At 36.4% G+C, this 26,378-nt stretch carries 15 protein-coding genes; 3 read left to right on the top strand and 12 right to left on the bottom strand.

Features of this window, described 5'->3' with window-relative positions:
• Positions 1-3: 3 nt before the first annotated feature.
• The 11 genes from IIF7_RS13800 to IIF7_RS13750 form a co-directional block, all read right to left on the bottom strand.
• Positions 4-675 carry an ABC transporter ATP-binding protein gene (locus IIF7_RS13800; protein ID WP_084842284.1) on the bottom strand — a complete coding sequence of 224 codons (672 nt, stop codon included), beginning with the start codon at positions 673-675 and terminating at the stop codon, positions 4-6.
• Positions 676-703: 28 nt separating this feature from the next.
• The gene (locus tag IIF7_RS13795) at positions 704-3,085 is read right to left on the bottom strand and encodes an ABC transporter permease (protein ID WP_084842283.1); all 2,382 of its coding nucleotides are present in this window, start codon (positions 3,083-3,085) and stop codon (positions 704-706) included.
• Between the two features lie 64 nt (positions 3,086-3,149).
• Positions 3,150-5,564, bottom strand: coding sequence for an ABC transporter permease (locus tag IIF7_RS13790; RefSeq protein WP_084842282.1), 2,415 nt, complete (start codon positions 5,562-5,564; stop codon positions 3,150-3,152).
• A gap of 36 nt (positions 5,565-5,600) precedes the next feature.
• Positions 5,601-7,997: an ABC transporter permease gene (locus IIF7_RS13785; RefSeq protein ID WP_084842281.1), complete on the bottom strand. Its 2,397-nt coding sequence runs from the start codon at positions 7,995-7,997 to the stop codon at positions 5,601-5,603.
• Between the two features lie 36 nt (positions 7,998-8,033).
• The gene (locus tag IIF7_RS13780; protein ID WP_084842280.1) at positions 8,034-10,448 is read right to left on the bottom strand and encodes an ABC transporter permease; all 2,415 of its coding nucleotides are present in this window, start codon (positions 10,446-10,448) and stop codon (positions 8,034-8,036) included.
• Positions 10,449-10,496: 48 nt separating this feature from the next.
• Positions 10,497-12,938, bottom strand: coding sequence for an ABC transporter permease (locus IIF7_RS13775; RefSeq protein ID WP_084842279.1), 2,442 nt, complete (start codon positions 12,936-12,938; stop codon positions 10,497-10,499).
• Positions 12,939-12,961: 23 nt separating this feature from the next.
• Positions 12,962-15,388, bottom strand: coding sequence for an ABC transporter permease (locus IIF7_RS13770; protein WP_084842278.1), 2,427 nt, complete (start codon positions 15,386-15,388; stop codon positions 12,962-12,964).
• A 2-nt stretch (positions 15,389-15,390) separates the two neighbouring features.
• Entirely contained in the window at positions 15,391-17,817 is a 2,427-nt protein-coding gene (locus IIF7_RS13765) for an ABC transporter permease (RefSeq protein ID WP_084842277.1), read from the bottom strand.
• A 4-nt stretch (positions 17,818-17,821) separates the two neighbouring features.
• Positions 17,822-20,194, bottom strand: a complete 2,373-nt coding sequence (locus IIF7_RS13760) for an ABC transporter permease (protein ID WP_084842276.1) — start codon at positions 20,192-20,194, stop codon at positions 17,822-17,824.
• Positions 20,195-20,328: 134 nt separating this feature from the next.
• Positions 20,329-21,018, bottom strand: a complete 690-nt coding sequence (locus IIF7_RS13755) for an ABC transporter ATP-binding protein (RefSeq protein ID WP_084842275.1) — start codon at positions 21,016-21,018, stop codon at positions 20,329-20,331.
• 57 nt (positions 21,019-21,075) lie between these two features.
• Entirely contained in the window at positions 21,076-22,329 is a 1,254-nt protein-coding gene (locus tag IIF7_RS13750) for an efflux RND transporter periplasmic adaptor subunit (RefSeq protein ID WP_084842274.1), read from the bottom strand.
• Positions 22,330-22,591: 262 nt separating this feature from the next.
• Here IIF7_RS13750 and IIF7_RS13745 point away from each other — a divergent pair, with 262 nt between their 5' ends.
• The 3 genes from IIF7_RS13745 to IIF7_RS13735 all read left to right on the top strand — a co-directional run bounded on the left by IIF7_RS13745 (position 22,592) and on the right by IIF7_RS13735 (position 25,798).
• Positions 22,592-23,938, top strand: coding sequence for a sigma-54-dependent transcriptional regulator (locus IIF7_RS13745; protein WP_084842273.1), 1,347 nt, complete (start codon positions 22,592-22,594; stop codon positions 23,936-23,938).
• Positions 23,928-25,271, top strand: a complete 1,344-nt coding sequence (locus IIF7_RS13740; RefSeq protein ID WP_084842272.1) for a sensor histidine kinase — start codon at positions 23,928-23,930, stop codon at positions 25,269-25,271. The genes IIF7_RS13745 and IIF7_RS13740 overlap by 11 nt, the downstream gene beginning before the upstream one ends.
• 284 nt (positions 25,272-25,555) lie before the next feature.
• Positions 25,556-25,798 carry a hypothetical protein gene (locus tag IIF7_RS13735; protein WP_084842271.1) on the top strand — a complete coding sequence of 81 codons (243 nt, stop codon included), beginning with the start codon at positions 25,556-25,558 and terminating at the stop codon, positions 25,796-25,798.
• Here the strand turns inward: IIF7_RS13735 and IIF7_RS13730 are convergent.
• Complete coding sequence (locus tag IIF7_RS13730) at positions 25,790-26,377, bottom strand: riboflavin synthase (protein ID WP_084842270.1); 588 nt, start codon at positions 26,375-26,377, stop codon at positions 25,790-25,792. The two genes, IIF7_RS13735 and IIF7_RS13730, sit on opposite strands and share 9 nt — an antisense overlap.
• Position 26,378 lies beyond the last annotated feature (1 nt).

Genomic DNA, 26,378 nt, shown 5'->3' with positions numbered 1-26,378 from the left:
TTTTTAAGATTTTGAGATGCTTCCGTCTAAAAGATTGATGGTTTTAGAGGCATAGGCTGCGTTACTTTCAGAGTGTGTAGCCTGGATGATGGTTACACCGTCTTCTTCGTTTAATTGTTTAAAAAGTTGCATGATCTCGTCACTTTGTTTCGAGTTGAGGTTTCCGGTAGGCTCGTCTGCAAGGATTAATTTTGGTTTAGAAATTAGCGCTCTTGCGATACCCACCAATTGCTGTTGCCCACCACTTAACTGGTTAGGAAAAAGGTCTTTTTTACCAACAATATTAAAGCGATCCAGCATATCGCCAACCAGCGCTTTACGTTCTGCAGATTTTACTTTTTTGTAGAGTAGCGGAGTTTCGATGTTTTCGTAAACGGTAAGCTCGTCGATTAGGTGATATTGCTGAAATACAAAACCAATGTATTCTTTGTATAATTTTGAACGATGTTTTTCCTTCATATTATGAATGGTCTCGTCCAGAAATTTGTATTCACCTTCCTGAAATCCGTCTAACATTCCAATCACATTCAGCAATGTAGATTTCCCCGAACCCGAAGGTCCCATGATAGAAATAAATTCGCCTTCTTCAACCTTAAGACTTAAGTCATTTAGCAGAAATGTTCTTCTTCCACCGGTGGTTACCCATTTGTAAATGTGGTCTAGTTCTAATAACATGTTTTTATTTTTTTTGAATTTTTATATTTTATTCTGTTTTTAAAGATTTTACAGGGTTTGTTAGTGCTGCCTTGATAGCGTGAAAACTAACCGTTGCAATAGCTATAAATATGGCGATCACGCCGGCTACAATAAATATTATCCAGTTAAGATCTATGCGATAGGCAAAGTTTTGTAACCACGAATTCATAAGCCATGCAGCTAGAGGAAATGCTAAAACAAGTGAAATGGCTACTAAAAATAGGAATTCTAAGGATAGCAGCTTAGTGATTTTAAAGACACTTGCCCCCACTACTTTTCTAATTCCAATTTCTTTAGATCGTTGCTCTGCGGTAAAAGCGGCAAGACCAAACAAACCAAGACAGGCAATAAAAACAGCAAGAATAGAGAAGCTAAGCCCAATACTCGCCATTCTTTTTTCTGAAGTATAAAAGCGCTCTAGGTTTTTATCTAAAAAACTATACTGAAATGCTGAATTTGGGATAAAATCTTCAAAATTATCCTTTACTTCTTCAATCACTCCGCCGATATCATTTCCGCGAAATTTTACCAGAAGATAGTTATGAAATTCTCGCGTCGCATTGTTGTGAAAAGCATAGGCGCCAATACCTTCTCGAAGCGACGAGTAATTAAAATTATCTACAACTCCTTTAACGTAAGAATTATTTCCCAGGCTTAACTGTACTTTTTTACCAATAGCTTCTTCAGGCGATATTCCTAAAAAATCAACCGCTTTTTTATTCAATATCACATCTACGATACTATCGTTTTTAGCTTTTGTTTCTGGAAGTTTTTCGCCTGCCAGCAGCTTTAAATTAAGAACTTCTATTATTTCTGAATCTGCATTGTTGGTTTTAATATTATATCCATTTTCGGTAAGAGGATTTATAATGCTTCTACCGCTAACATCTACTCCCGGAAATCCCTGTGCACTACTTACAGCGACGATATTCGATGAATTTTGAAGCTTATTTTTTAGGCTGTTTATACTATTCTTATTTTCTGCTGCTCCAATAGATACAGCCAGAATTTTATCTGGATTAAAGCCTAAATCCCTGTTTTTAATGAAGTTTATTTGTTGGTAAACCACTAAAACCCCAATAATTAAAATGATCGATGCGGTAAACTGAAAAATAACCAGACCTTTTCTAATCAATAAACCTGAAGTCTTAGATTTAAACCCAGATTTTACAACTACCTGCGGCGCAAGTCGAGATAAATGTAGTGCAGGATAAGAACCGGCAATAAGGCTGGTTACTACCCAGATTATAATAAGGCTGGCAATAAATTGCAGCGTAAATAAATTTCTGTAATTTATCGATATTCCTGTGATCTGGTTAAATAATGGCACTGCAACAATGGCCAAAATGATACTAAATAGAATAGAAATAAGCGTAATTAAAGCCGTTTCAGCATAGAAACGTAAAATGATCGATTTTGTAGAAGCGCCCAGCGTTTTATTAATCCCAATATCTTTATGTCTTTTTTGCGATCTTGCCGTAATCAAATTCATATAATTGATACAGGCAATAACCAGAATAAGAACGGCCAGCAAGCTTAGATTTTTTACTTCCTCGATATTTCCAATCCTTGCGCTATAAGAATCTTGATAATTAGAAGAATATAGATGTATTTTACTAAAAGGCTGTAAAGACAGGCTATACCAGGGATCGCTAACTTCCTGACTCACTAATTTTGAAATCTTTTTTTCTACGGAAGCTAAATCTGCATTTTTAGAAAGTACTATATAAGTTTCAAAACTCGCATTATCCCAGGTAGGGTTTTTGGCAAAATTGGTAGATTGAAAGGAAGCAATAGTATTACAATCTATAGTGCTGTTATTTGGGAAATCTTTAAAAACTCCAGTGATCTCAAAATCCTTGTAATTTTCTAAGTTTAGCTGTTTCCCAATAGGATTATCATTTCCGAAATATCGATTTGCGCTACTTTCAGAAATAATAATTGTGTTTGGTCGTGCTAATGCCGTTTTAGGGTTTCCGTGAGTAAACTCAAGATCAAAAATGTCGATAACACTTTCGTCTGCATAGAAAAACCGTGGTTCAATAAGGTTTTTGTCGTTAACCGAAATCGAAGCCGGTTGCCCAAAAGCATAGTGGTAAAAACGAACTGTATTCTCGATTTCTGGAATTGTATTTTTTGCTGTAGAGCCAACTGCTGGCGGGCTACCACACCAGGTTTCAGGCGATTCGTCATCTGTTAAATGCACTAAAACCCTTGCCATCCGATCTTTTTTTGAATACATCGTATCAAAACTCTCTTCATGAAGGATAAATAGAAAAAGCAAAAGCGTAATTCCCAGCCCGATCGAAAGGCCAAGAATGTTTAAAATAGAGAACATTTTATCTGCTTTAATTTTTCTCCAGGCTAGTTTTATATAATTTCTAAACATAATTTAGATCGGTTTTTGGACTTATAATCCCTCACAGGTTTTTGAAACCTGTGAGGGATAGGTTTTACTCAGTTCTTAGTGATTTTACCGGATTTTGCAACGCAGCTTTTACTGTTCTAAAGCTTATGGTGGCCACAGCAATTAAGAGCGATAATATTCCGGAAGCGATAAAGAACCAGGCGCTTAGTTCAATTCTAAACACATAATTTTGTAACCATTCGTTGGTGAAATACCAGGCAATAGGTGTTGCGATCACAAACGCAATTCCTACCAGGATTAAAAAATCTTTGGTTAATAGCAAGGTGATATTGGTTACTCCCGCACCAACAATTTTTCGAACACCAATTTCTTTTGTTCGTTGGGTTACCACTAAGATCGACATAGCAAAAAGCCCGATACAACTAAGAACGATAGCGATTATCGATCCGCTGGTGATCATGCTGGTTAGTCGTTTTTCATTTCTAAAGGTTCGGTCTATATTTTCATCCAGGAAAGACGCGGCAAATTCGGCATTAGGTTCGATATTCGCCCAGGCTTTCTCTATCGCATCATAACTTTGCGAAGCCGTATTTGGAGCAACTTTTAGATAAGCATAATAAAGATCCCAGTTTGGATCTACAGAAATGGTAAGTGGCGCAATTTCTCTATTTAGATCCTGAAAGTTATAATCTTTAAGCACCCCGATAATCTTATAATTTCGGCTACCTTCAATTGGGATTATCTTATTTAAAGGCTCTTCTTCCTGAAGCAGTTTCGCCATCTTCTCGTTAATGATGATACTAAGACTATCTGTGGCAAAACTTCGGTTAAAATCACGGCCTTCTTTCAGTTTAAGGTCTAAGGTTTTAATGTAATCGTAATCTACCGCAAGTACGTTGGTATTGATGTTTCTGCCTTGATATTCAAATCCCATCTGGCTTTCAAAACGAGAACCTGTGGCATCGATCCCTAAAATATTATCGGCACCACTAATGTTTAGGATATTTGGATTATCCTGAAGTTCATTCCGCAGTAATTTTAAAGATTCTCTGGCCGATTTTTTACCGTTTAACGGAAATGCGATCACCTGTTCTTTATTGAATCCCAGATTTTTATTCTGCATAAAATGCAATTGCTGCCACAATACTAAAGTTCCTGTAACCAGAAGAATAGCGATGCTAAACTGAAAAACCATCAGCACGTTTCGCAATCTATTTTTACCACTCATATCTAGTTTTCCTTTTAAAGACTGAATGGTTTTTAATTTAGAAAGCAACAAGGCGGGATATCCACCGGCGATTAATGTGATCACTGCCAGGATAAGTAAAAAGCCCAGAATCATCGACGGATTTATAATGCTACTGAATTCAGCCGGGATTCTAAATAGCGACTGAAAAGGATCGGCGATCAAAAGACTTATCAATAAACCTATAATTGCTGAAGTAAGAAAAATGAACACGCTTTCTGCCCAAAATTGAATAAAAAGCTGACTCTTTGCAGCGCCCAGCGTTTTACGCATTCCAATTTCTTTAAGGCGTTTCGTGCTTCGGGCAACGCTCATATTAATAAAGTTTACGCTGGCAATTAGGATAATTAGCATTCCTATTCCAAAGATCAGGTATGGGTAACTTCTGGAAACTTCAAAAAGATGATTTTTAAGTTTTACAAAATGCCAATCTGTAATCGACATTAATTTTAGTTTTTTATAGTTTCCTTCAGCATTAGGTTGTGCGCCATCACGCTGGGCATCGTCGATATCTCCTTTAAAGTGAAGATTGGTGAATTTTTGAGCATTTTTTTCAAAATCGGCTACATCAACACCATTTTGTAATTGTACATACACGTGATGATTTCTATTTCCCCATTCGGTTAAATTTTCCTGATAATAGGGAGTATTTTCCATCGAAATGGCAAGACTAAGATCATCATTGGTGTTTTTTGGCAGGTCTTTTAGCACTGCAGTAACTACAAAAGGTTTTAATTCGCCACCAACCTGAATATCGAAGCTTTTTCCGATAACATTTGTTTCTCCAAAGATCTTATTGGCAGTTTCTGCAGTGACAACAACCGAGTTTTGATGTTCTAAAGGATCATTTTTCTTTCCGTAGAGCATAGGAAAAGAAAACATTTTGAAATAATCATTGTCTAAAAACACTAAATCCAACAATAATTCTTTCTCTCCTTTTTTTACCAGATTATAGCCTTCACGATAACGGCTGGCATATTTAACACCGGGAACTTCTTCTTTTAGAGTAGGTGCCATGGCGAGCGGCTGCGTTATAGTTGCTTTTGCGCCCTCTGGGTTTTGTGAAATAAAATAAGAGATAAATAAACGATCTTTATTTTCATGAAAATTATCGAAAGAAAGTTCGTAGATCGAAGCAATACTTAATAGTATCGCTGCAGCAAAAGCGATAGATAATCCAAGAATATTAAGCCCTGTAAAGGTTTTGTCTTTGATGAGATTTCGCCAGGCGATTTTGATATAGTTTTTAAACATGATGTGTTGTTTTTCTAGCTATTGATAGATGAGGTTTTATTCTGTTCTTAAAGATTTAACGGGATTGGTGATTGCCGCTTTTATAGCCTGGAAGCTTATGGTTAGCAATGTTAAGCTTAATGCTCCAACAGCGGCTACAATAAAAATCCATAATGAAATATCGGCACGATATGCAAATTTCTGAATCCACTGATGCATTAGATAAAAGGCAATTGGAGATGCGATAAGTAAGGCTACCACTACCAGAGAGACAAAATCTTTAGACAATAATAACCATAAGTTAGCTACTGATGCACCAAGTACTTTACGCACTCCAATTTCTTTGGTTCGCTGCTCGGCAACGAAAGAAGCCAGGCCAAACAATCCTAAGCAACTGATAAGCATTGCTAATAGCGTAAATATTTTAGCCAGGCTGGCAATACGTTCTTCTTCAGCAAACTTTTTAGCATATTCCTGATCTACAAAATCAAAAGAAAAAGGTGAATCAGGAAAATGATTCTTATAAACTTCTTCAATAGTAGCTAAGTTTTGTTGAACACTTTGGTTTTGGTTAAGTCTTAAATTCCAGTAACTCGCACTTTGATATTTATCAAATGCATAAACGGCTTGTTTTATTGGGCTGTAAGGAGATTGTGCAATTACATCTTCAACAACTCCTATAATTTTATATTCAGTATAGTCTACACCAATTTTCCCGGAGGCTAAAGTTTGCCCTACGGGATCTTGCATATTCATAAACCGGGCTGCAGATTCGTTAATAAGAACAGCAGCGGAATCTGAGGGATATGCTCTCGAAAACCCTCTTCCTGAAATCACATTGAGACCTAAAGTTTCTACGTATTCATAAGAAACCATAGAGTAACTAAAATCGGCCTGAAAATCCTGGGGTTTGCCGGGCCAGGAGAATCCAGAGCGAGTAGACCAAACTTCAGTAGAAGGGCTACTGGAAGATGCCATTTCTGTAACTGCTCCTGATGCCATAAAAGCATTCCGCATAACATCGGTCTTGCCCCAAAAACTAACTCCTCTAAGCGGAATTTGAATCAATCCGCTGGTTTTGTACCCTATTGGTCTGTTTTTACTAAATTCAATTTGAGACATTACAATTAGAGTCCCAATGATTAATGCTATTGAAACACTAAATTGGGTGACCACTAAAACTTTTCTTGGAAGTGCGGCCATTTTACCTGTTTTAAAAGTTCCTTTAATTACTTTAACTGGTCTAAAAGAAGACAAATACAGTGCGGGATAAGCGCCGGAAAGCAGTGCGGTTATCACTATAAAAATTAAAGTTGTAGCCCAAAAAGACAGGCTTTCCCAAGGGAAATGGATTGTTTTGTTTGATAGTTCATTAAACGGACTTAAGAATAGTAATACAAGACCAACAGCAAGGATAAAAGCAAAAATTACGACCAAAAAAGATTCGCTTAAAAATTGTTTGATAAGCTGATTTTTTGAAGAGCCTATTGCCTTACGAATACCAACTTCCATTGCTCTTTTCTCTGAACGAGCTGTGCTTAGATTCATAAAATTAATACAAGCCAGGGCCAATACTACAAAACCAATGATGCTGAATAACCATACATTTTCTATTGGGCCACCACTTTGTTTTCCATTTTCAAAACTGGTGTATAAATGCCAACTATCAATTGGCCATAGGAAAAATTCAGGATTATATTTTGCTTGTTCAGGATCTTGGTCTTTTTTAAGTGTTGCTATTAAGCCTGAAACTTCGCTAAGTTTTACATCATCGGCTAATTTTACAAACATTTGGAAAGAATCGTTACCCCATTGATTTGATGCATTTTTTATCCATTCGCGATCTGCATAAAGTGACCAGGGCATTAAATAATCTAAACCGCTAAAATCATTTCCTTTTGGGATATCTTCAAAAACACCAGCCACGATCATTTGGTTTTCATTGTCTACAGTAAGCATTTTTCCTATTGGATCTTTATCTCCAAATAATCTGGTCGCAGCACTTTTAGAAAGTAGTAAAGAATTCTTATTGTTTAATACTTCAGATTGTCCACTAATAAACTTTAGGTCAATTATATCTGTAAATTCAGGTTGTACAGAATATCCATTCATTACAAGAGTGCTGGCGTCTACTTTCATAAATCGCTCGCCTTTCCAGGAAGCCATACTTATATCTTCAAACTTATCGTTAAACTCCTCTCTTAGAGCAAATTCAAGAGGTCGTGGTATGGCATTATCGGTGTCTACTTCACCATTATATTCAATATTTTGGTATACCTGTGCAATTCGATTCCTGCTTTTGTAATAGGAATTATAATTGAGTTCATCTACAACCCAAAGTCCAATCATAAGCGTTACTGCCATCCCTAATGCCAAACCAAAAATGTTAATAGCAGAATAGCCTTTATACTTTAAAAGATTTCGCCATGCGATTTTGATATAGTTTTTGATCATAATTTTTTGATTGATTCTAAACCTGTGAGGTTTAGTTTATTCTGTCCTTAGGCTTTTTACCGGATTTCGCAAAGCCGCTTTTATACTTTTAAAACTTATAGTGATTAATGCGATTGCCAAAGTGATGATCGCGGCCATTAAAAATTGCCAAACGCTTAAATCGATTCTATAGGCAAAATCCTGTAGCCATTGCTGCATAAAATAGTAGCCAATAGGGAAAGCAATTAGAAAGGCTATAAAGATCAATTTGATGAAGTCTTTAGCGAGCATTCCTACGATCTCGCTAACATTGGCGCCTAAAACTTTTCGAATTCCTATTTCTTTAAAGCGCTGTTCTGTTGCGAAAGTGATTAGGCCAAATAAACCAAGACAGGCCACAAATATGGTTAGCAGGGTAAAAATGCTAAGAATCGTACCCATTTGTTGCTCCTTGCTATAGGTTTGCGAAAATGCCTCGTCTAAAAATGAATACGAAAAATCTTCATTTTCGTTGAAATTGGACCATTTTTTTTCAGCAAAATTTAAGACCGAAGCAATATTGGCATTTTTCGTTTTTAAGATTAATCCGCCGTAAGGATTATAAGCTAAAACTAAAGGATCGATCTCGTGATGTAAAGATTTAAAATGAAAGTTTTTAATAACACCAATCACGGTAAATTCTTCATTTTCGGGGTCTGCCGCACGTTTAAAGGTTTTTCCGATAGGATGATCACCCAGGTCTAAGATTTTAGCGGCTTCTTCATTGATAATCGCCTTATTTGCTTCATTTTTTAATTCCGAAGAAAAATTTCGTCCTTCAATAAGTTCTAATCCCAGGGTTGCGATGTAATCTTCATCGACGTCGTAAAAGAAAAACTTCCGTAGATATTCATTATTCTTAAAAATACCCCGCAAATGGTCATCTGTTTCCCCGGCAGGTACATAAGCCGACTGGCTAACGCTGGCGATATTGGGGTTTTTAAGCAGTTCTTTTTTGTAAGATTGTACTTTGGTGCTGCCCATTCTGTACGCATCCCTAAGTACGATCACCTGTTCTTTATCGTAGCCCAGTTTTTTATGCTGAATAAATTGCATTTGCTTATAAACAACAATAGTGGCAAGAATAAGCGATGCCGAGATCACAAACTGAAACACCACCATGCTGCTGCGCAAATTATTTCGTTTTCCAGAGGCTGAAATTTTGTTTTTTATGGCCAGTAATGGTTTAAAAGAAGAAAGTACAAAGGCCGGATAAGCGCCTGAAAAAAGACTCACCAAAACAACGAAACTCAGCAATAGTAAAACACTTTTTAAACTGACTAAATTTAGCAACTTCAGCTCTTTTCCCGCCAGGCTATTAAAGTAAGGTAAAACCAGGGCGATCAAGACAACAGCGAGTATGATAGCGAAAAGCGTGGTAATAAAAGATTCGGTTAAAAACTGAGTGACCAGTTGTTTTTTAGCTGAACCTAAAACTTTACGAATGCCCACTTCACGACTGCGTTTTGTAGCGGTTGCTGTAGCCAGATTCATAAAATTGATGCAGGCAATAAGAAGCATAAAAATGGCAATGGCACTAAAAATATATACGTATTTAATATCTCCGGAAGCAGATATCTCGGTATTTGGTGCAAAATCTGAGTGTAAATGAATAGCAGTTAGTGGCTGAAGAAATAGCCCTATGTTGTTATTCTTCTGAAATTCTTCGTACGAAATTCCAATAGCCTGCTGCACCTGCTCTCCCATATACTTTTTCATTAGCGCCGGGATTTGATTTTCGATAGCGCTAAGTTGGGTTTCCGGTTCAAGGAGTAAATAGGTAGCAAAACCAGAAGTAACCCATAAATTAGAATTTGCACGATCGTTATGATGCATAGGAATAAAAACATCCATTTGTAGATGGGTGTTATGTGGCATATCCTGAAGGATAGCGGTAACTTCAAGATCTACTTCTAACTCTGGAACCGTAATACGTTTTCCTATTGGGTTCTCGTTGCCAAAATATTTTTTAGCTTCAGAGGAAGTCAGCACTACGCTATTTGGATTTTCAAAGGGCGATTTTGTATCTCCTTTAAGGAATTTAAGATCAAAAACATCAAAGAAATTAGGATCTACATAAGCTGCTTTTATATTTTCAAAAGAGGTGTTGTTATACCGAATTACGGGATTATACACTTTACTTAATCGTGTAGCGTCTTTTACCTGCGGAAGATCTTCTTTAAAAGTTTTGGCGATGGGAGCAGCCACTACCGCTTCTTTAAGTTCTTCGCCATTAACGTTGCCACGAAGCACCACCCGGGCAATATTATCGGCATTATCATAAAATCGATCGTAACTCAGTTCATCCCAAACATAGATCGCGATTAAAATACAGCTGGCCATCCCGATAGCAAGACCACCGCAATTAAGAAAAAATGAGGACTTATTCTTAAGAAGATTCCTCCAGGCTATTTTGATGTGATTTTTAAACATGATGATGTGTTTTTTTGATGAGTTACTGAATGATTTATTGAGTGATGATTATTCTGAACGGAGGGATTTAACAGGGTTTTGTAATGCGGCTTTTATACTTTTAAAACTGATGGTTATAAATGCGATGGCTATGGTGATAAAGGCTGATAAAATAAACTGCCAAACACTTAAATTAATACGATAGGCAAAATCCTGTAACCATTTTTCCCCGATGTAATAGGCCAAAGGAGTCGCGATAACGATACTTATTAAAATTAGTTTTAACAGATCCCAGGTAATTAGTTTTAGAATAGCATTTACCGAAGCACCAAAAACTTTCCTGATCCCTATCTCTTTTAACCGGCGTTTTAGGCTGTAAGAAACCATTGAAAAAATGCCGAAACAGGCTAACAGCATTGCAATTATCGTCGAGGCATTTAAAATTTTGCTCCACCTAATTTCCTGTTGATATTGATGTTGAACCAATTGATCCAGAAAATTAAAACTGAAACTTTCTTCAGGTAATATATTTTTCCAGGAATCTTCTATAGCAGTCAGCGTTTTTAAATTGGTTTCTGAATTTAATTGAACCAGGACTGTACTGGGGGCTTCCGTATTGATATATTTTAAAGCTATTGGTTCTAATGGGTTGAATAGTGAATTGAAATGATAATTATCTACAACTCCTATGATCTTTTTTCCGTCGAAAAGAGGTGTCCAGCCATCATCATTTTTGTCCTGAAGAACTTCTCCTACTGGATTTTCTAAGCCAATAGCTTCAGCAAACTTTTTATTTACTAAAATACCATTCTCAAGATTTACTGGTTTTTCTTTACTGAAGTTTTCTCCTTGTAGTAACTTAATATTCATGGTTTTTAAGTAGTTTTCGTCTACTACTTCTGTTTTAATGCCTTGACCTAAGCCCGGGATAGTAGAACCTACCAATAATCCGCCCATCCCAAAACCAAATTCCTTCATGTCGTAATTTTTATAGGATCCAGAAACGATCGAAGCATTCTCTATTGCAGGTAACTTTTTAAGCTCGTTTACAAATAAGGTAGCAAGTTCGTTGGCACGTTCTATTTCAGGATTAAAATTAACCGCAACGATATTCGATGTATTATAACCTAAATCTTTATTTAGCATAAAGCTAACCTGCTGTTTCATGATAAAACTTAAAATGAGGAATATTATCGATAGGCTAAATTGAAATACGACCAGACTTTTTATAAAATCAGGTGTTTTTGTTGAAGAAACATGCTCACTAAAAAATGAAGCCGGTGTTTTTCTTGAAATGTGAATTGCCGGGTAAATACCAGTAATAATCGTTAAAAAAAGTAGTAAACCTAAGATCGATAACCAGATTACAGGATCTGCCCAAAGTTTCATTTCCAGCTGCTTTCCTATTAAAACTTCAAAAGATGAAGAAAAAATAGAAGCCATTAAAACGCCCAATATTAGCGATAAAGCACAGTGTAAGAATATTTCACCATAGATTTGAAATCCAATTTGTTTTTTAAAAGCACCTATAGAACGTCTTACGGCTATTTCTTTCATTTTCTCGTCGGTTTGGCTAAGCCTAAGGCTCACAAAATTAATCCCGGCGATGATTAAAATAATTGCTGCTATAACCCCTAAGATGATGGTGTACATAGCATTTGTTGCGGTTGGATTGTAGACTTCAGTATTAAAATGAACCTTAGAAAGCGGCTCCAAATGCATTTTCATGTTTTGGTTGGTCGCCAAATTTCCCATATGTTTTTCTAAAAACTCTGGGAATTTTGCTTCAATGGCCTGTACAGAAGATTCCTTATTCAGTTTTACCCATAGGTTACAAAAACCGCTAGCCCATTCATTTTTATAATAATCTGCCATTGCTGGGTTGCAGGAGCTAAAATAATTATCGAAAGGAAGCAAAATGTCAAACTGGATACTCGAGTTTTTAGGGATCTCTTTTGTAATTCCTGCAACCGTATAGCTTTTAATACTATTGTTGGCTCTTATATTTAAATCTTTACCAATGGCCTGGCTGGTACCAAAATATTTTTTGGCGATCGCTTCAGTAATAACAACATTATTTTTTTCATCTAAAACCGAAGCTGCATTACCATACAAAAGCGGAAAACTGAAATCATTTAAAAACTCACTGCTTACAAAATTGATTTTCTCTTTGTGAAAGTTATTTTGATGTCTTATATCTAGAGTTAATTGTGCAATCGCAGTGATCGATTCGATCTCAGGGATATCATTTTTTAAAGCTAGAGCAGCCTGGTAAGGATGGAAGGCAAATTTGTGGATAGAGCCATCACTAGGATAGGTTACTTCTTCGGTTAGGTGGTATAAATTATCGGCATTATCATGAAAATCATCAAAAGACCATTCGAATCTTACATATAAAACAAGTAGGATACAACAAGCTAAACCTAAGGCCAGCCCACCAATACTTATTACTGAATCTTTTTTATTCTTAAGCAGAATCCTCCAGGCTATTTTGATATAGTTTTTAAGCATGATCGATGAGGTTTTAAGATGAATTATTCCGTTTTTAAGCTTTTTGCGGGATTGATGATTGCTTTTTTAGCCGATTGAATTCCCACGGTTAACATAGCGATACCTATTACTACGGAAGCAGCAAGCCCAAAAACCCACCATTTTATTTCTATGCGATGCGCATAATCCTGAAGCCATTCCTGCATTGCGTACCAACCAATTGGAATGGCGATAATAAGTGCTACAGCAATGGTTTTTAAAAAGTCTTTAGAGAATAGCATCACAATAGATTGTACCGAAGCACCAAGCACTTTCCGAATTCCTATTTCTTTTACGCGCTGCTCGGTTACCTGAACGATCAACCCAAAAACACCCAAGGCTGCCAGGAATAAACTAAGCGCACTAAAGAAGCTGAAGAATTGTAAAAGCTTGGTCTCAGCTTCGTATTGTTTTTGCAATAGGCCTGAAACATTATTAATTTCCAGAAGCTTGTAAGGATAAAATTCTTGCCATAATTCGTTGATTTTAGCTCTAACTTTTGTCTCAGAGCCGGGTTTTATACGCATGAGTAGGCTTCCGCGATCTGGATTTTTATCAGCCTGAATCACGACTGGTTTTGCGCTGGTTCTAAGATTTTCATTATTAAAATTGCTCACAATACCAACAGGCGTTGCTTCCAAATCTTTATTAGCTACATTTAATTGATCAACTTTTAAAAGTCTTGCAGCCTGAGCGGTAATTAGAGATGGTCTTTTCTCCAACTCAGCTTTTTTGACCGAATCCATTTCAATATAAAAACTTTGTGGCAGGGCATCACCGCCAAAATCATCGCTCAAAAATCTTCCTTTTTCAATTTCCAGGCCTAAAGTTTCAGCAAGATCGGTATCGGCGAACATATACCAAATCTCCACTTCATCACCAGTTTTGTCCGGACTTTCAATTCTTCGATTCATACTTCCGCCTCCACCAGATGGAATCCAAGAAGAAATACTCGCATTTTGTACAAACGGACTTTTAAGTAATTCGTTTTTAAAGCTCTCGCCTTTATTCTGCCAGGTCGAATATTTAATGCTTAGAAGATTGGAAGTATCGAACCCGATATCTTTAGATTTCAAAAGTGTTACTTGTTGGTTGACCACGATCATAGCGATGAGTACAACTAGTGAAATTGAAAATTGAAAGACCACAAGCCCTTTTCTCACAAACTGAGTCTGGCCTGTGCCGCTAGATCTAAATTTCTTGCGTAACGAAGCCAAAGGGTTTATTCTTGAGATCAACAGTGCAGGATATAAGCCTGTTAGAACACTTAAGGCGAAAATCGATAAAATGGCACCTAAAAATAATAACGCAGAATTGCTAAAAGTAAGCGCCAAAGGATGATCGATATAGCTTACGATGCCCGGTAAACTCAGCTGATAGATCACAAAAGCAAGAATGCCAGAAATAAGAAAAAACAATCCAGATTCTGCCAAATATTGAGATATAAGCTGAAGCCGATCTGCTCCTAAAACCTTTCTAACACCAGTCTCCTGCATTTTGTGAGAAGCTCTGGCTGTAGTTAGGTTGATATAATTGATGCAGGCGATAACCAATAATAAAATCGCTATCGCACCTAGAATATAAAGTTTTTGGGCACTTCCTTTGTAAATCTGGTTGCCGGCAAAATCAGATCTTAGATAAATATCTTGTAAAGGCTGTAACTCAAAATTATCTGGATGTTTCACTTCGGTATAATTTGAATACCAATTATTGTATTTCGCTTCAAACGTTGTTTTATCCACATCGTTTTTCAGACTTACATAATAGGTTTGAAAAAATCCAAACTGCTTCTTATTAAGCACCTCTGTTCTGGGTTTATGCAGATAAATCACCTGCCCTTTAAGATGGGTGTTTTCCGGTATATCTTTGAAAATCCCCGTGATAAGATACTCGTTAGGTTCATTGCTGTAAGAAGGCAGATCTTTGATGGTCTCTCCAACCGGATTGCTACCATTAAAAAATCTTTTTACCAATGACTCTGAAATTACAATGTTTGGAGTTCCTTCAACTAAATTCTTTGGACTCCCTGATGTGATCTCAACATCAAACATCTCCAGAAATGAAGGAGTGGTTTGGATCACTTTGGTTTTTGTGCCTTCACCCTGAATATTTCTAAAACTAAAATAGGTGTCAAATTGCTGGATTGAGGTAATAGCCTCCACTTCCGGGAAATCTTTTAGCGCCGTATTAGTTCCCGATAGTGCGTAATCTCCTTTTTCTAAAAGTTCTCCGTCTCGAGTATTTATAGTATTTACTCTAAAAATCTGGTCTTTTTTTGTCCAAAATCGATCATAAGAAGATTCATCGATTACCACAGTGGTTACGGCAAGACAGGCCGCTAATCCCATCGTTAACCCGATAATGTTGATTAACGAATAGGTGCTGTTTTTAAGAAGATTCCGCCAGGCGATTTTGATGTGATTTTTGATCATGACTATTCGGTTCTTAGAGATTTTACAGGATTTCTTAAGGCAGTCTGGATGGTTCTAAAACTCATTAGAATAACAGCGAAAATCAGCATTCCTATGGCGCTAAGTGCGAAAACCCACCAACTTATTTCAGTTTTATACGCATAATCTTGTAACCAGTTATCGATAAGATAAAATGCTATTGGGATGGCTACCAAAACAGCAATCGCCACCGGAATAATAAAATCTTTACATAAAGTTGCATTAAGCCTCAGTAAGGAAGCACCAAGTATTTTCCTGATTCCTATTTCTTTTGTTTTTCGCTCTGTTGTATAGATCACCAATCCAAATAACCCTAAAGCACTTATTAAAATACTAAGCCCTGTAGCCCATTGTAATAATTTGGAAATACGTTGTTCCTGGCGGTAAAACGAAGCTAGCGTTTCATCTACAAATTGTACCTCAAAATCTGCTTCAGGATAAATGTTTTTCCATTGTTTTTCAACATCAGCAATAGCGCTACTAAGGTTGTTAGGATTAAAGCTAAAACTTAAGGTACTAAACTGAGTGCGCCATTTTCTGTTAATATCTGTAGTGAAAATCATTGGTCTAATGTCGCTCCTTAAAGATCCCTGATTAAAATCCTGCATAACGCCAACAATTGTATAAGGAGTTTCACCAATATTAACCCGCTGGTTGATTATATCTTCTGGATCGCTATATCCTAATTTTTTTACCAGAGTTTGGTTCGCTACAAATTCATTAATGCTGTCGTTAATAGGCTTGCGGCCGGCGAGTAAAGGAATATTATAAAGTTCCAGGTAATTAGTGTCGCCAAATAACTCGTCTGCCTGCGTTTTTTCCTCTCCATTTTCAGTAGCATACGTAATTAAGGTGCCATACATGGTGTAAGAAGAAGGCGCAGCGCTGGCTAAGCTGAGATTGTTGATTTTTGGATTAGATTTTAATTCATTTTTTAAAAGATATCTTTTGTCGATATTCTCATCCTGATAAGGAAATTCAACAAAGGCAATTTCATTAGACTTAAAGCCAAGATCTTTATTCAGCATAAAATGAATTTGCTTTCCTACCAAAATCGTCGCGATGATAAATATTTGGGCGATCCCGAATTGGAAAAAGCTTAAGAACTTACGAAGTTCTCCTTTATCTTTTCTGAAAAATATATTGCTTTTTAGAATTGAAACGGGTTTGAATTGCGACAGGATAATTGCCGGGTAAACCCCTGCTAAGGCACTTACAATTAGCAAGAGTAGTATTATGCCAACAATAATTTCTGGTTGAAGTATTAAGCTATAATGGAATGTTGGTGATAAAAATTCAGCAAAAATCTTGTAGAGCATATAACCAAACCCAATCGACAGGATTCCAGAGATAAGTGTAAGCAAAAATGTTTCGCCTAAAAACTGAAACATAAGTTGCTTTTTAGAACTTCCAAGGGTTTTTCGAATTCCAATTTCTTTGGCGCTTTGCGTTGCTGCTGCGGTATTTAAGTTTACAAAATTGATGCAGCCTAAAAGCAATAAGAATAGCGCAATAAATGATAAATAGGTTAAAACCGATTTATTTGCAGCGCTATTTCCGTAATCGAACAAACCGTACTCGCTAAAATGCATTTCTGGTAAAGCCTGAAGATTAAAACCTAAATGATCTCCTCTTTCGGCTGCTTCTTTGTCTTCGTGCTCTTTACCCAGCGCATCTAATTTATTCTGAAGTTCACTTTTTACAGTGTTAGGATGAAGCAACACAAAAAGTTGTGAGCTAGAACTTATACTCGTCCAACTTTCGTTGCTTACAGCCCAGTCCATATCTGTTTTTTTGGCTGCATCCAGCGAGATAAACTCGTCAAAAATCAGGTCGGTTTTTTCACTAAAATCGGCTACAATTCCGGCAACTTCAACAGTGGCAGAATCATCATAAGTGATGGTTTTTCCTAAAACCTGATCGTAAGAAAGATTTGGGAAATACTTTTCAGCTTTATTCTTACTAAGAATGATCTTGTTAGGATCGTTTAAAGCTTCTTTTGTGCCAGCCAGAAACTGATATTGGAAGATTTCGAAGTAATTTTTATCGGTAAAAATAGCACCTTCAGAATTCTTATATTTTTTGTCACCAACCTTTACTTCATAAGGCCTGTAGGTGTAAAGTGAAGTTGCACTTGAAATACCCGGAAAATCATCTTTTAAAACTTTAGTAAGTGGCGTGTTTACACCACGATTAATATTAGAATGATCTTCGCCAAAAAACCGTGTAGAAATTCGATAAATTCGATCCTGATTTGGATGAAAATTATCAAAAGAGAATTCATGATAGATCATAAGGCCAATCACAAATGAGGCACTTAATCCTATAGCCAGACTAATAATGTTTATTGCTGAAAAAAGCTTGTTTTTCCAGATATTTCGCCAGGCGATTTTGATGTAGTTTTTAAACATGGCTTTATTCTGTTTTGATGTTTTTAACCGGATTTGAAAGTGCTGCTTTTATAGCCTGTGAGCTTACGGTTACCAAGGCGATAAGCAAGGTTAGTATCCCTGCGCCGGCAAAAATCCACCAGTCAAGATTTGTTTTGTAAGCAAAATTTTGTAGCCAGAACTGCATTAAGTACCAACCAACAGGAATGGCGATAATGCACGAAATAGCAATCAATTTTAAAAAGTCTTTAGAAAGTAGTGAGGAAATTTGTGCTACAGAAGCTCCTAAAACTTTACGAATACCTATTTCACGTTTTTTAAGTTGTGCGGTATAGGTGCTTAGCCCAAATAGGCCTAAACAGGAAACGAAAATGGCCAAAATCGAGAAAATCCTGAACAGTTTTCCTGTTCTAATATCATTCCGATACATGGTTTCGTATTGCTTATCCAAAAACGAATAACTAAAAGGAAAACCAGGATTGTAGGTGTTCCAAATTTCTTCAATTGCAGCCATACTTGCTGAAATATCGCCATCTGTGGTTTTTATGTAAATACGATAAGGATCGGGATCGTAATACATCACGGCAGGTTCAATTTTATTTTTCATCGACGTAAAGTTGAAATCCTTTACAACCCCGGCGATGGTGCCTTTGGTTTCCCAAAGTTCAAAAGATTTACCAATTGGGTTTTCGATTCCCGCTTGTTTTACGGCAGTTTCATTCAGTATAAAATGTAAAGAATCATCAGCGCGACCTTTAAAATTTTCACCGGCTACCAGTTGCATTTTCATCATTGGGATAAAATCTTTATCCACGCCAATAGGGTTTACAATAAAGTCACTTTGTGGATCTTTGCCGTCCCAATAGGTGTCTCCGGTAGTCATTCCATTATCTATAATGTTATTATTGCTAAATGAAACCGAGGCGATATTGGGTAAATTTTTTACCTGATTTACGATAGCTTCTTTATGCGATCGCATTTCCTTAGGCATAGAAAAATGAAGCACTTGCGAGCGATCGTATCCGGGATTTTTACTGGTAATAAAATCCAGTTGCTTCCCAATAATTATGGTGCTTATAATTAGAATTACTGAAAATGAAAACTGAAGACAAACCAAAACTTTTCTAAAACTTCCGGCGCCAATACCGGTAATCACGTTTCCTTTGATAGCTTCAAGAGGTTTAAAAGAAGACAATAAAATTGCCGGGTAAATAGAAGAAGCAACTAATGTTGAAATAAATACTGAACCAATCATTCCCCATAACTCTGTATCAAGAAAATTGAAGTCAATATTTTTTCCTGAAACCGAATTAAAAGAAGGGGCTAATAAATAGATTAGCCCCATCGCTAAGACAATCGCTAATAAAAAGAAAATACACGACTCAATTATAAACTGTATAAAAAGTTGCTTTCTATCTGCACCAATTAGTTTGCGAAGACTTACCTCTTTGGCTCTTTGTATCGATCTTGCGGTATTTAGGTTTACGTAATTTATACAGGCAATACAAAGAATAAGAACTAAGACAATTCCAAAGATGCGTACTGTTTTAATTTGGGTAGGCTCACCGCCATAACTGTATAGGTTCATTTGCTGGAAAGGTTGCAAATAGTAAGAGCCATTATCTCCAATTGGGACTGCATTTGGATCTTTAGATTGCTGGATGTCAGTTAGTTTTTTTACTACCTTTTCCGCGGAAGCATTCTGTTTTAATTTTAGAAACGTTAGAAAATTGAAGTTTCCCCAATCACTATCCATAGATTCCCAATATCCGTTACCATCATATTCATTAGAGAAAATAGAAATAGGGAAGAACAATTCGTAATCTAAACTGGAATTATTTGGGAGGTCTTCTATAATCCCGGTTACGGTAAATTGTTCTTTATAATCGGCAGCGATGGTTTTGCCAATAACCTCCGTAGTTCCAAAATATTTTTGGGCTGCTTTTTTGGTGATGATGACTGAATTATTTCCTGCAAAAGGAGTTGAAGAATCTCCTTCAATGAATTTTAAATCGAAAAAATTAAAAAATTCAGGATCAACTAAAACGCCACCATTAGCTTCGAATTTATTTGATGAGGTACTAAAAATTCGGTACCAATTAAAATTCATTGTTCTGGTGGCACTTTCAACTTCAGGCAAATCGGTTTTAGCATAGTAAGCTACCGGGCCAACCGAGCTACCCCAGGTTTTCTGTTCATTTCCTGAACCCATATTGCTGGAAACTCTATAAATACGTTTAGCGTCGCCAATTTCATTATAACTTAATTCAGAATTAATCCATACAGCGATAAAAATAGCAACACAGAGCCCCAGCGATAACCCCAGTAAACTTAGGCCATTATAGAACTTGGATTTCCACAAGTTTCTCCAGGCTGATTTTAGATGAATTTTGAACATATTTTTTATTGAATATAATGATTGATGTATTCCGAATTTTTTGAAAAATGATCCTTGAAATTTCCTCTTTTGATGATAAGTGAAAATCGAATTTTGTTCTTTGATTTTGATTGATAAATGACCCCGAAAAATCGCTAATGTTGATATTCTGCAAGTATGTTTTCGGTAACTTTTTGTCCGTCTAACATTCTAATGATTCGGTGGCTGTATTTAGCGTCGTGTTCGCTGTGCGTTACCATGATGATAGTGGTTCCGGCAGCATTAAGTTCGGTCAGTAGATCCATAACTTCGTTCCCGTTACTACTATCCAGGTTTCCGGTAGGTTCATCTGCAAGAATAAGTTTAGGATTATTCACTACTGCACGGGCAACGGCAACACGCTGTTGCTGCCCACCCGATAATTGTTGAGGAAAATGCTTTCTACGATGCATAATTTGCATTTTTTCTAAAACTTCGTGTACACGTTCTTTACGTTCTGCCGGTTTAACGCCGGTATAAATAAGTGGCAGTTCTACGTTTTCGAAAACGCTAAGCTCGTCGATAAGGTTAAAGCTTTGGAATACAAACCCAATATTGTGCTTTCTAAGGTTCGCTCTTTTTCGCTCATTAAATCCGGCAACTTCGATACCGTTAAAAATATAACTGCCGCCATCGGGATCGTCTAGAAGGCCTAAAATATTTAGTAAAGTAGATTTTCCGCAACCCGATGGTCCCATAACCGAGACAAATTCTCCTTCCTTTACTTCAAAAGAAAGCTTATTAATGGCGATGGTCTGTACTTCGTCTGTACGGTAAAACTTTTCGAGATCTGTTATTTTTATCATGATGAATGTTTTTTGTCTGTATTGTTGCTGAAATAATTATGCTTAAAATTATAGAATTTAGTCTTTTAGAACCAGTTCCTGAATATCTTCGTAATTGCTATAGCTTGAGGTGATCACTTGGTCGCCGGGTTCTAATCCTGAAATAACTTCGTAATATTCGGTGTTTTGGCTACCCAACTGAATATCGGTTTTGTAAGCAATACTACCATCTTCACTTACTTTAAAGATCCAGTTTCCGCCGGTTTCCTGAAAAAATCCTCCCTTCGGAATTAGTACTGCTTCTTTTTCCTGACTCAGAGCTACTCGAATTTGCAGTGTTTGGCCTCTTCTAATTTTCTCTGGCGCTTCTTCTAGAAAGGTCATATCTACCTGAAATCTTCCGTTGGCCACTTGGGTATAAACTTTCTTGATTTCCAGCGTATATTTTTTTCCGTCGAAATTAAAGCTTCCCTGTTGCCCCGCGTAAATTCGCGAGATGTAATGTTCATCTACATCTACACGAACTTTATATCCGCTAATCACATCGATTTGTCCCAGGCGTTCGCCTTTAGATTTCGATTGTCCAATTTCAGCATCTAAAGAAGTCAGTTGCCCATCAACCGGAGCACGTACTACAAGATCTTCTACTTTTTTGCGCATCAGCTCTAAAGCCTTTCTTGTTTTTTCGTAAGATTCTCTTGCCTGTACATTTTCTTGTTTGGATGAAATTGAATCTTGTTGTAAAACCCTTTCGGTTAAAGCCAAGCGATCTTTTTGATAATTATAATTATTTTTAGTTTCTAAATATTCCTGTTCGGCAACCGCACCTTTGTCGAATAATTTTTTATTCAGTTTATATCTTCTCTCGGCTTCTCTTAGGCTACTTTTTACTTCGGTAAGTTGGTTTAACTTATTGATCGTGTTTTCTCTGGATGCATTTTGCGTGCGTTGCATTTGGGTAAGCAGATTGTATACCTGTGTTTCCTGATTTACTAAACTCAGTTCAAGATCTGTATTCGATAATCTAAGGATTGGCTCTCCTTTTTTCATCATTGCACCATCTTCGGCAAGTTTTTCTTCAACTCGGCCACCTTCTAAAGCATCAAGATAAATTGTGGTGATTGGCATTACCACTCCGTTAACCGGAATATTTTCCTGAAAGATGTCTTTTTTAACGGTATTAATACTGATGCGTTCTTTTTCAACATTAAGTTTGGTGCTGCCGCTTGATGAAAGTAAAACAAAAACGATAAGCCCAATTAAAAGCGCACCACCAATGATCATGGCTATTCTTTTAGGTGTAAATCGTTTCTTTTCTATAGGTATATCCATTTTTGATTGATGTTGTCTAATTGATATTGGTTGTTATTTGATACTTTTTTTTGAATTGAAAATTTTCACATTCTCTTAAAACTATGTTATAATGATGCCAAAAACATAAAATACTGTAATTCAGTAATTTGAATTATTTTTGAAATTAAAAAGTGTTCGGTTTTAATACACTATCTGTTCGAAAACAAAACAATTTTGTGAGATGTTAAATTTCTGAAGCCATTTTTATTTAGAGGTAAGAGAAAGTCGTAATATTGTAGGTATGCAACTAAAGAATGCGAATATACTGGTTATAGACGACGATCCCGACGTGTTAACTGCGTTGCGGATCATGCTGAAATCTTTGGCAAATAAAGTAGTGACCGAAAAGAATCCCAATAATATCACTTCACTTTTAGAGCAGGAAAAATTTGATGTGATCATTCTTGATATGAATTTTAACGGAGTCGTAAATACGGGCAACGAAGGGATTTTTTGGCTTAATAAAATTAAACAGATCGATAAAAAGGTAGATGTTATTCTAATTACTGCTTATGCCGATATCGATTTGGCCATTAGGTCTCTTAAAAAGGGTGCTTCAGATTTTTTGGTGAAACCATGGAAGAACCAAAAAATGATCGAGGCCTTAAGATCTCTGGTTGAAAAAAAGTCGATAAAACCTCAAATATCGAGACCTACTGCTGCCGGAAATAAAATTATCGGCGAAAGTGAAGAAATGCAGCTGGTTTTTGAAAAATTGAAAAAAGTTGCACCAACAGATGCCAATGTTTTGATTTTGGGTGAAAACGGAACAGGTAAAGATTTGGTGGCACGTGCGATTCATGATCAATCACTTCGAAAAAACAAGCCGTTTGTAAAAGTAGATGTTGGTGCGCTAACAGAAAGTTTATTTGAAAGTGAACTTTTTGGATACAAAAAAGGAGCATTTACTGATGCACGTGAAGATCGTAAAGGTAGATTTGAAGCGGCTAATGGCGGTACGCTTTTTTTAGATGAAATAGGGAATATTAGTTTACGCCAGCAGGCGAGATTGCTTACTGTTTTACAAAACCGAACGATAACTCCTCTTGGTTCTAACGAAAGTATCCCTATCGATATTCGATTAATTTGCGCTACAAATTTAGAATTGAGTGACCTGGCTGATGAAAATACCTTCAGAAAAGATCTAATTTATCGCATTAATACCGTAGATCTTACGGTACCGCCACTCCGCGAACGTGGAACCGATATTACTTTATTATGCCGATATTTTACAGATATGTATGCTGAAAAATATTTTAAAGGGCCATTTTCTTTTGATAAAGAATTCTTTAGTAAGCTGAAATCACATTCTTTTCCCGGGAATGTTCGTGAGCTTCAGTACGTGTTAGAACGTGCAGTTATTATGGCCGATGGTGATACGCTTGCTGCGGAAGATTTGGTGTTTTCAGGATTAGAAAAATCGGTGTCAACTTCAACCGGAATTCAGGAAACAAATCTAGAAACCGTAGAGAAGCAAACCATCCTAAAGGTGATCGAAAAAAATAAGGGGAATATTTCTAAATCGTCTAAAGAATTAGGAATTACCAGGGCAGCTTTATATCGCAGACTCAATAAATATGACTTATAAAAAATACAGTTTAGGCCTTTTGCTAAGATTGGTGATTTTAACGGGGTCTTTAACTGCCGTTGCTTTTGGTATAAGTCTGCACCAAATGGCCTTGATCATTGTAGGAGCAATTCTGGCAATAGTCATCTTTTATAACCTGTATAAATTTATAACGCGTCGTTTTGTAGCGATGGACGATTTTTTTGAATCGGTTAAATACAACGATTTTTCAAGGCGCTTTGTAAGCAAGGGAGCGCCTGAAGATTTGTCTCGACTTCACGAAGGTTTCAATTTGATTAATGATAAAATTCGGGAAATCAACTCGAATAAGGAAGCGCAGTATCTTTATCTTCAGAAGATATTAGAAATGGTAGATGTCGGCATCATTTCTTATAATCAAAAAACTGGCGACGTACTTTGGGCAAATGAGGCGATCAAGAAAACGCTGAGTATTCCTTCGTTTAAAAATATTAAGTTTCTTAAAAGCCGAAAACCGGAATTATTTGAGACTATTTTTGAAATGAGTCATCTTACCGGAAGTTCTATAAGCATCAAAGTAAATGGCGAAAAGCTAAAAGTATTGGTTTCTGAAACGGTTTTTTATGAAAATGAACATTCATTTAAGATCATTTTACTTCAAAATATTGATGAAACCTTAAATCAAAACGAATCTGAAGCCTGGAAAAAGTTATTGAGTGTAATGACACATGAGATTATGAATTCTATCGCACCAATTTCTTCGCTAGCCGATACTTTGCAATATCAGGTAACAGAAAACTTGAAGAATCCTGAAGAAAATGCTTTAGATATTTCAGATCTAAATGAAGCGATAGGAAGTATTAAAAAGCGAAGCGAAGGATTGATGAAATTTGCTAAAACCTATCGTAGTTTAAATAAGGTGACTCATATAAACCGAAATAATGTTTTTGTCGAAGATCTTTTTGCTTCGATAGAGCGATTAATGCGACCGTCTTTAGCTTCTAAGAATATCGATCTATATTTTGAGCTTTCCAATCTTCAATTACAAGTTAAGATCGATAGTTATCTAATCGAGCAGGTGCTTATTAATCTCATCGTAAATGCTAGAGATGCCTTGCAGAATATCGAAAACCCAGAAATTTATGTAAGCGCAAAAGCAACTACAGATGGTTACACCGTTATCAAGGTAATCGATAATGGAAACGGAATTCCGCAGGAAATTCAGGAAACCATATTTGTTCCCTTCTTCACAACCAAAAAGAACGGCAGCGGAATTGGGCTGAGTTTATGCAAGCAAATTATGATGTTGCATAAAGGGAAAATTCAAATTCACAGCGAAGAAAATAAGGGCACGGCGATTAGTTTGTTGTTTTAATCTAATAATTTAAGTCGCATTTACAGCCAAATTGCTAAGAATTTAACTCCTAAATTTTTGTAAAGAATTTCTTGCGTAGAGAATATTTGCGTCCTACGAAATCGAAATAGTTTGTTTTAGGCGACAAATATTGGACATTGAACGAAAAAAACTAATGAAACCATTGTTATTAGGTAAATTAGCAGCAAAAAATAAAACCTTTAACAAGAGTTTTACGTTAATTTATAGAGGAGGTGTTTTTATATTCCTGCTTTTAGAATTAAATTGCGTGTAGGAAAAGTTTTATGAAAAAGATTTTTTTGTTATTTTATCTGCTTTGGAGTTCAATGGTCTTTTCTCAGGCGGATATAGAAGATTGTGATACATGCCCTCCTAATACTGTCTGTGATGATGGCGTTTGTGTATCTAATTCTGGGCCACCACCACCCGGTTTGGATGTGCCTATAGATTCTAACCTGAAATTTCTTTTTATAGGTGGTTTATTTATAGGAGGATTCTTTTTTTATAAAAAAGGGCATTTAAGCTAATTCGCTAATCCTTTTTACATATTTCCCTATAACATCAAATTCGAGGTTTACTATAGTTCCTTTCTCAATCTTTTTAAATATCGTGTTTTCAAAAGTATAAGGGATTATCGCTACAGAAAACGAACTTTTTTCAGAATTTACCACCGTTAGACTTACACCGTTTACGGTAATAGATCCTTTTTCAATAGTGATATTGTTCAATTTAGGATCGTATTCAAAAGTAAATTGCCAGCTGCCATCAATATCTTTTATAGCAATACAGGTTGCTGTTTGATCTACATGTCCCTGCACAATATGTCCATCTAAACGATCTCCAAGTTTCATTCCGCGTTCCAGATTCACAAGGTCACCTTCAGAAAGCCTGTCTAAGTTAGTTTTATTTAAAGTTTCCTGAATAGCAGTTACGGTATAACTATTTTCTTTTATGGAAACCACGGTTAAGCAAACGCCATTATGAGAAACGCTTTGATCGATTTTTAGTTCGGGTGTCATTGCAGCTTCAACTTCTATATGAAGATTGCTGTTTTCTCTTGTAAGATTTTTAATTTTTCCTACCTCTTCTACAATACCGGTAAACATG

This window comes from Zunongwangia atlantica 22II14-10F7 (assembly GCF_002094855.1).
GTDB lineage: Bacteria > Bacteroidota > Bacteroidia > Flavobacteriales > Flavobacteriaceae > Zunongwangia > Zunongwangia atlantica.
This window is presented reverse-complemented; position numbering and strand designations above follow the sequence as displayed.

What these genes read in the sequence shown, in the direction of transcription:
- IIF7_RS13790 (WP_084842282.1), bottom strand. Translation starts at nt 5,564, where the DNA reads ATGTTTAAAAACTATATCAAAATCGCCTGGCGAAATCTCATCAAAGAC.
- IIF7_RS13770 (WP_084842278.1), bottom strand. Translation starts at nt 15,388, where the DNA reads ATGATCAAAAATCACATCAAAATCGCCTGGCGGAATCTTCTTAAAAAC.
- IIF7_RS13800 (WP_084842284.1), bottom strand. Translation starts at nt 675, where the DNA reads ATGTTATTAGAACTAGACCACATTTACAAATGGGTAACCACCGGTGGA.
- IIF7_RS13735 (WP_084842271.1), top strand. Translation starts at nt 25,556, where the DNA reads ATGAAAAAGATTTTTTTGTTATTTTATCTGCTTTGGAGTTCAATGGTC.
- IIF7_RS13780 (WP_084842280.1), bottom strand. Translation starts at nt 10,448, where the DNA reads ATGTTTAAAAATCACATCAAAATAGCCTGGAGGAATCTTCTTAAGAAT.
- IIF7_RS13750 (WP_084842274.1), bottom strand. Translation starts at nt 22,329, where the DNA reads ATGGATATACCTATAGAAAAGAAACGATTTACACCTAAAAGAATAGCC.
- IIF7_RS13740 (WP_084842272.1), top strand. Translation starts at nt 23,928, where the DNA reads ATGACTTATAAAAAATACAGTTTAGGCCTTTTGCTAAGATTGGTGATT.
- IIF7_RS13755 (WP_084842275.1), bottom strand. Translation starts at nt 21,018, where the DNA reads ATGATAAAAATAACAGATCTCGAAAAGTTTTACCGTACAGACGAAGTA.
- IIF7_RS13785 (WP_084842281.1), bottom strand. Translation starts at nt 7,997, where the DNA reads ATGATCAAAAACTATATCAAAATCGCATGGCGAAATCTTTTAAAGTAT.
- IIF7_RS13795 (WP_084842283.1), bottom strand. Translation starts at nt 3,085, where the DNA reads ATGTTTAGAAATTATATAAAACTAGCCTGGAGAAAAATTAAAGCAGAT.
- IIF7_RS13745 (WP_084842273.1), top strand. Translation starts at nt 22,592, where the DNA reads ATGCAACTAAAGAATGCGAATATACTGGTTATAGACGACGATCCCGAC.
- IIF7_RS13760 (WP_084842276.1), bottom strand. Translation starts at nt 20,194, where the DNA reads ATGTTCAAAATTCATCTAAAATCAGCCTGGAGAAACTTGTGGAAATCC.
- IIF7_RS13730 (WP_084842270.1), bottom strand. Translation starts at nt 26,377, where the DNA reads ATGTTTACCGGTATTGTAGAAGAGGTAGGAAAAATTAAAAATCTTACA.
- IIF7_RS13775 (WP_084842279.1), bottom strand. Translation starts at nt 12,938, where the DNA reads ATGCTTAAAAACTATATCAAAATAGCCTGGAGGATTCTGCTTAAGAAT.
- IIF7_RS13765 (WP_084842277.1), bottom strand. Translation starts at nt 17,817, where the DNA reads ATGTTTAAAAACTACATCAAAATCGCCTGGCGAAATATCTGGAAAAAC.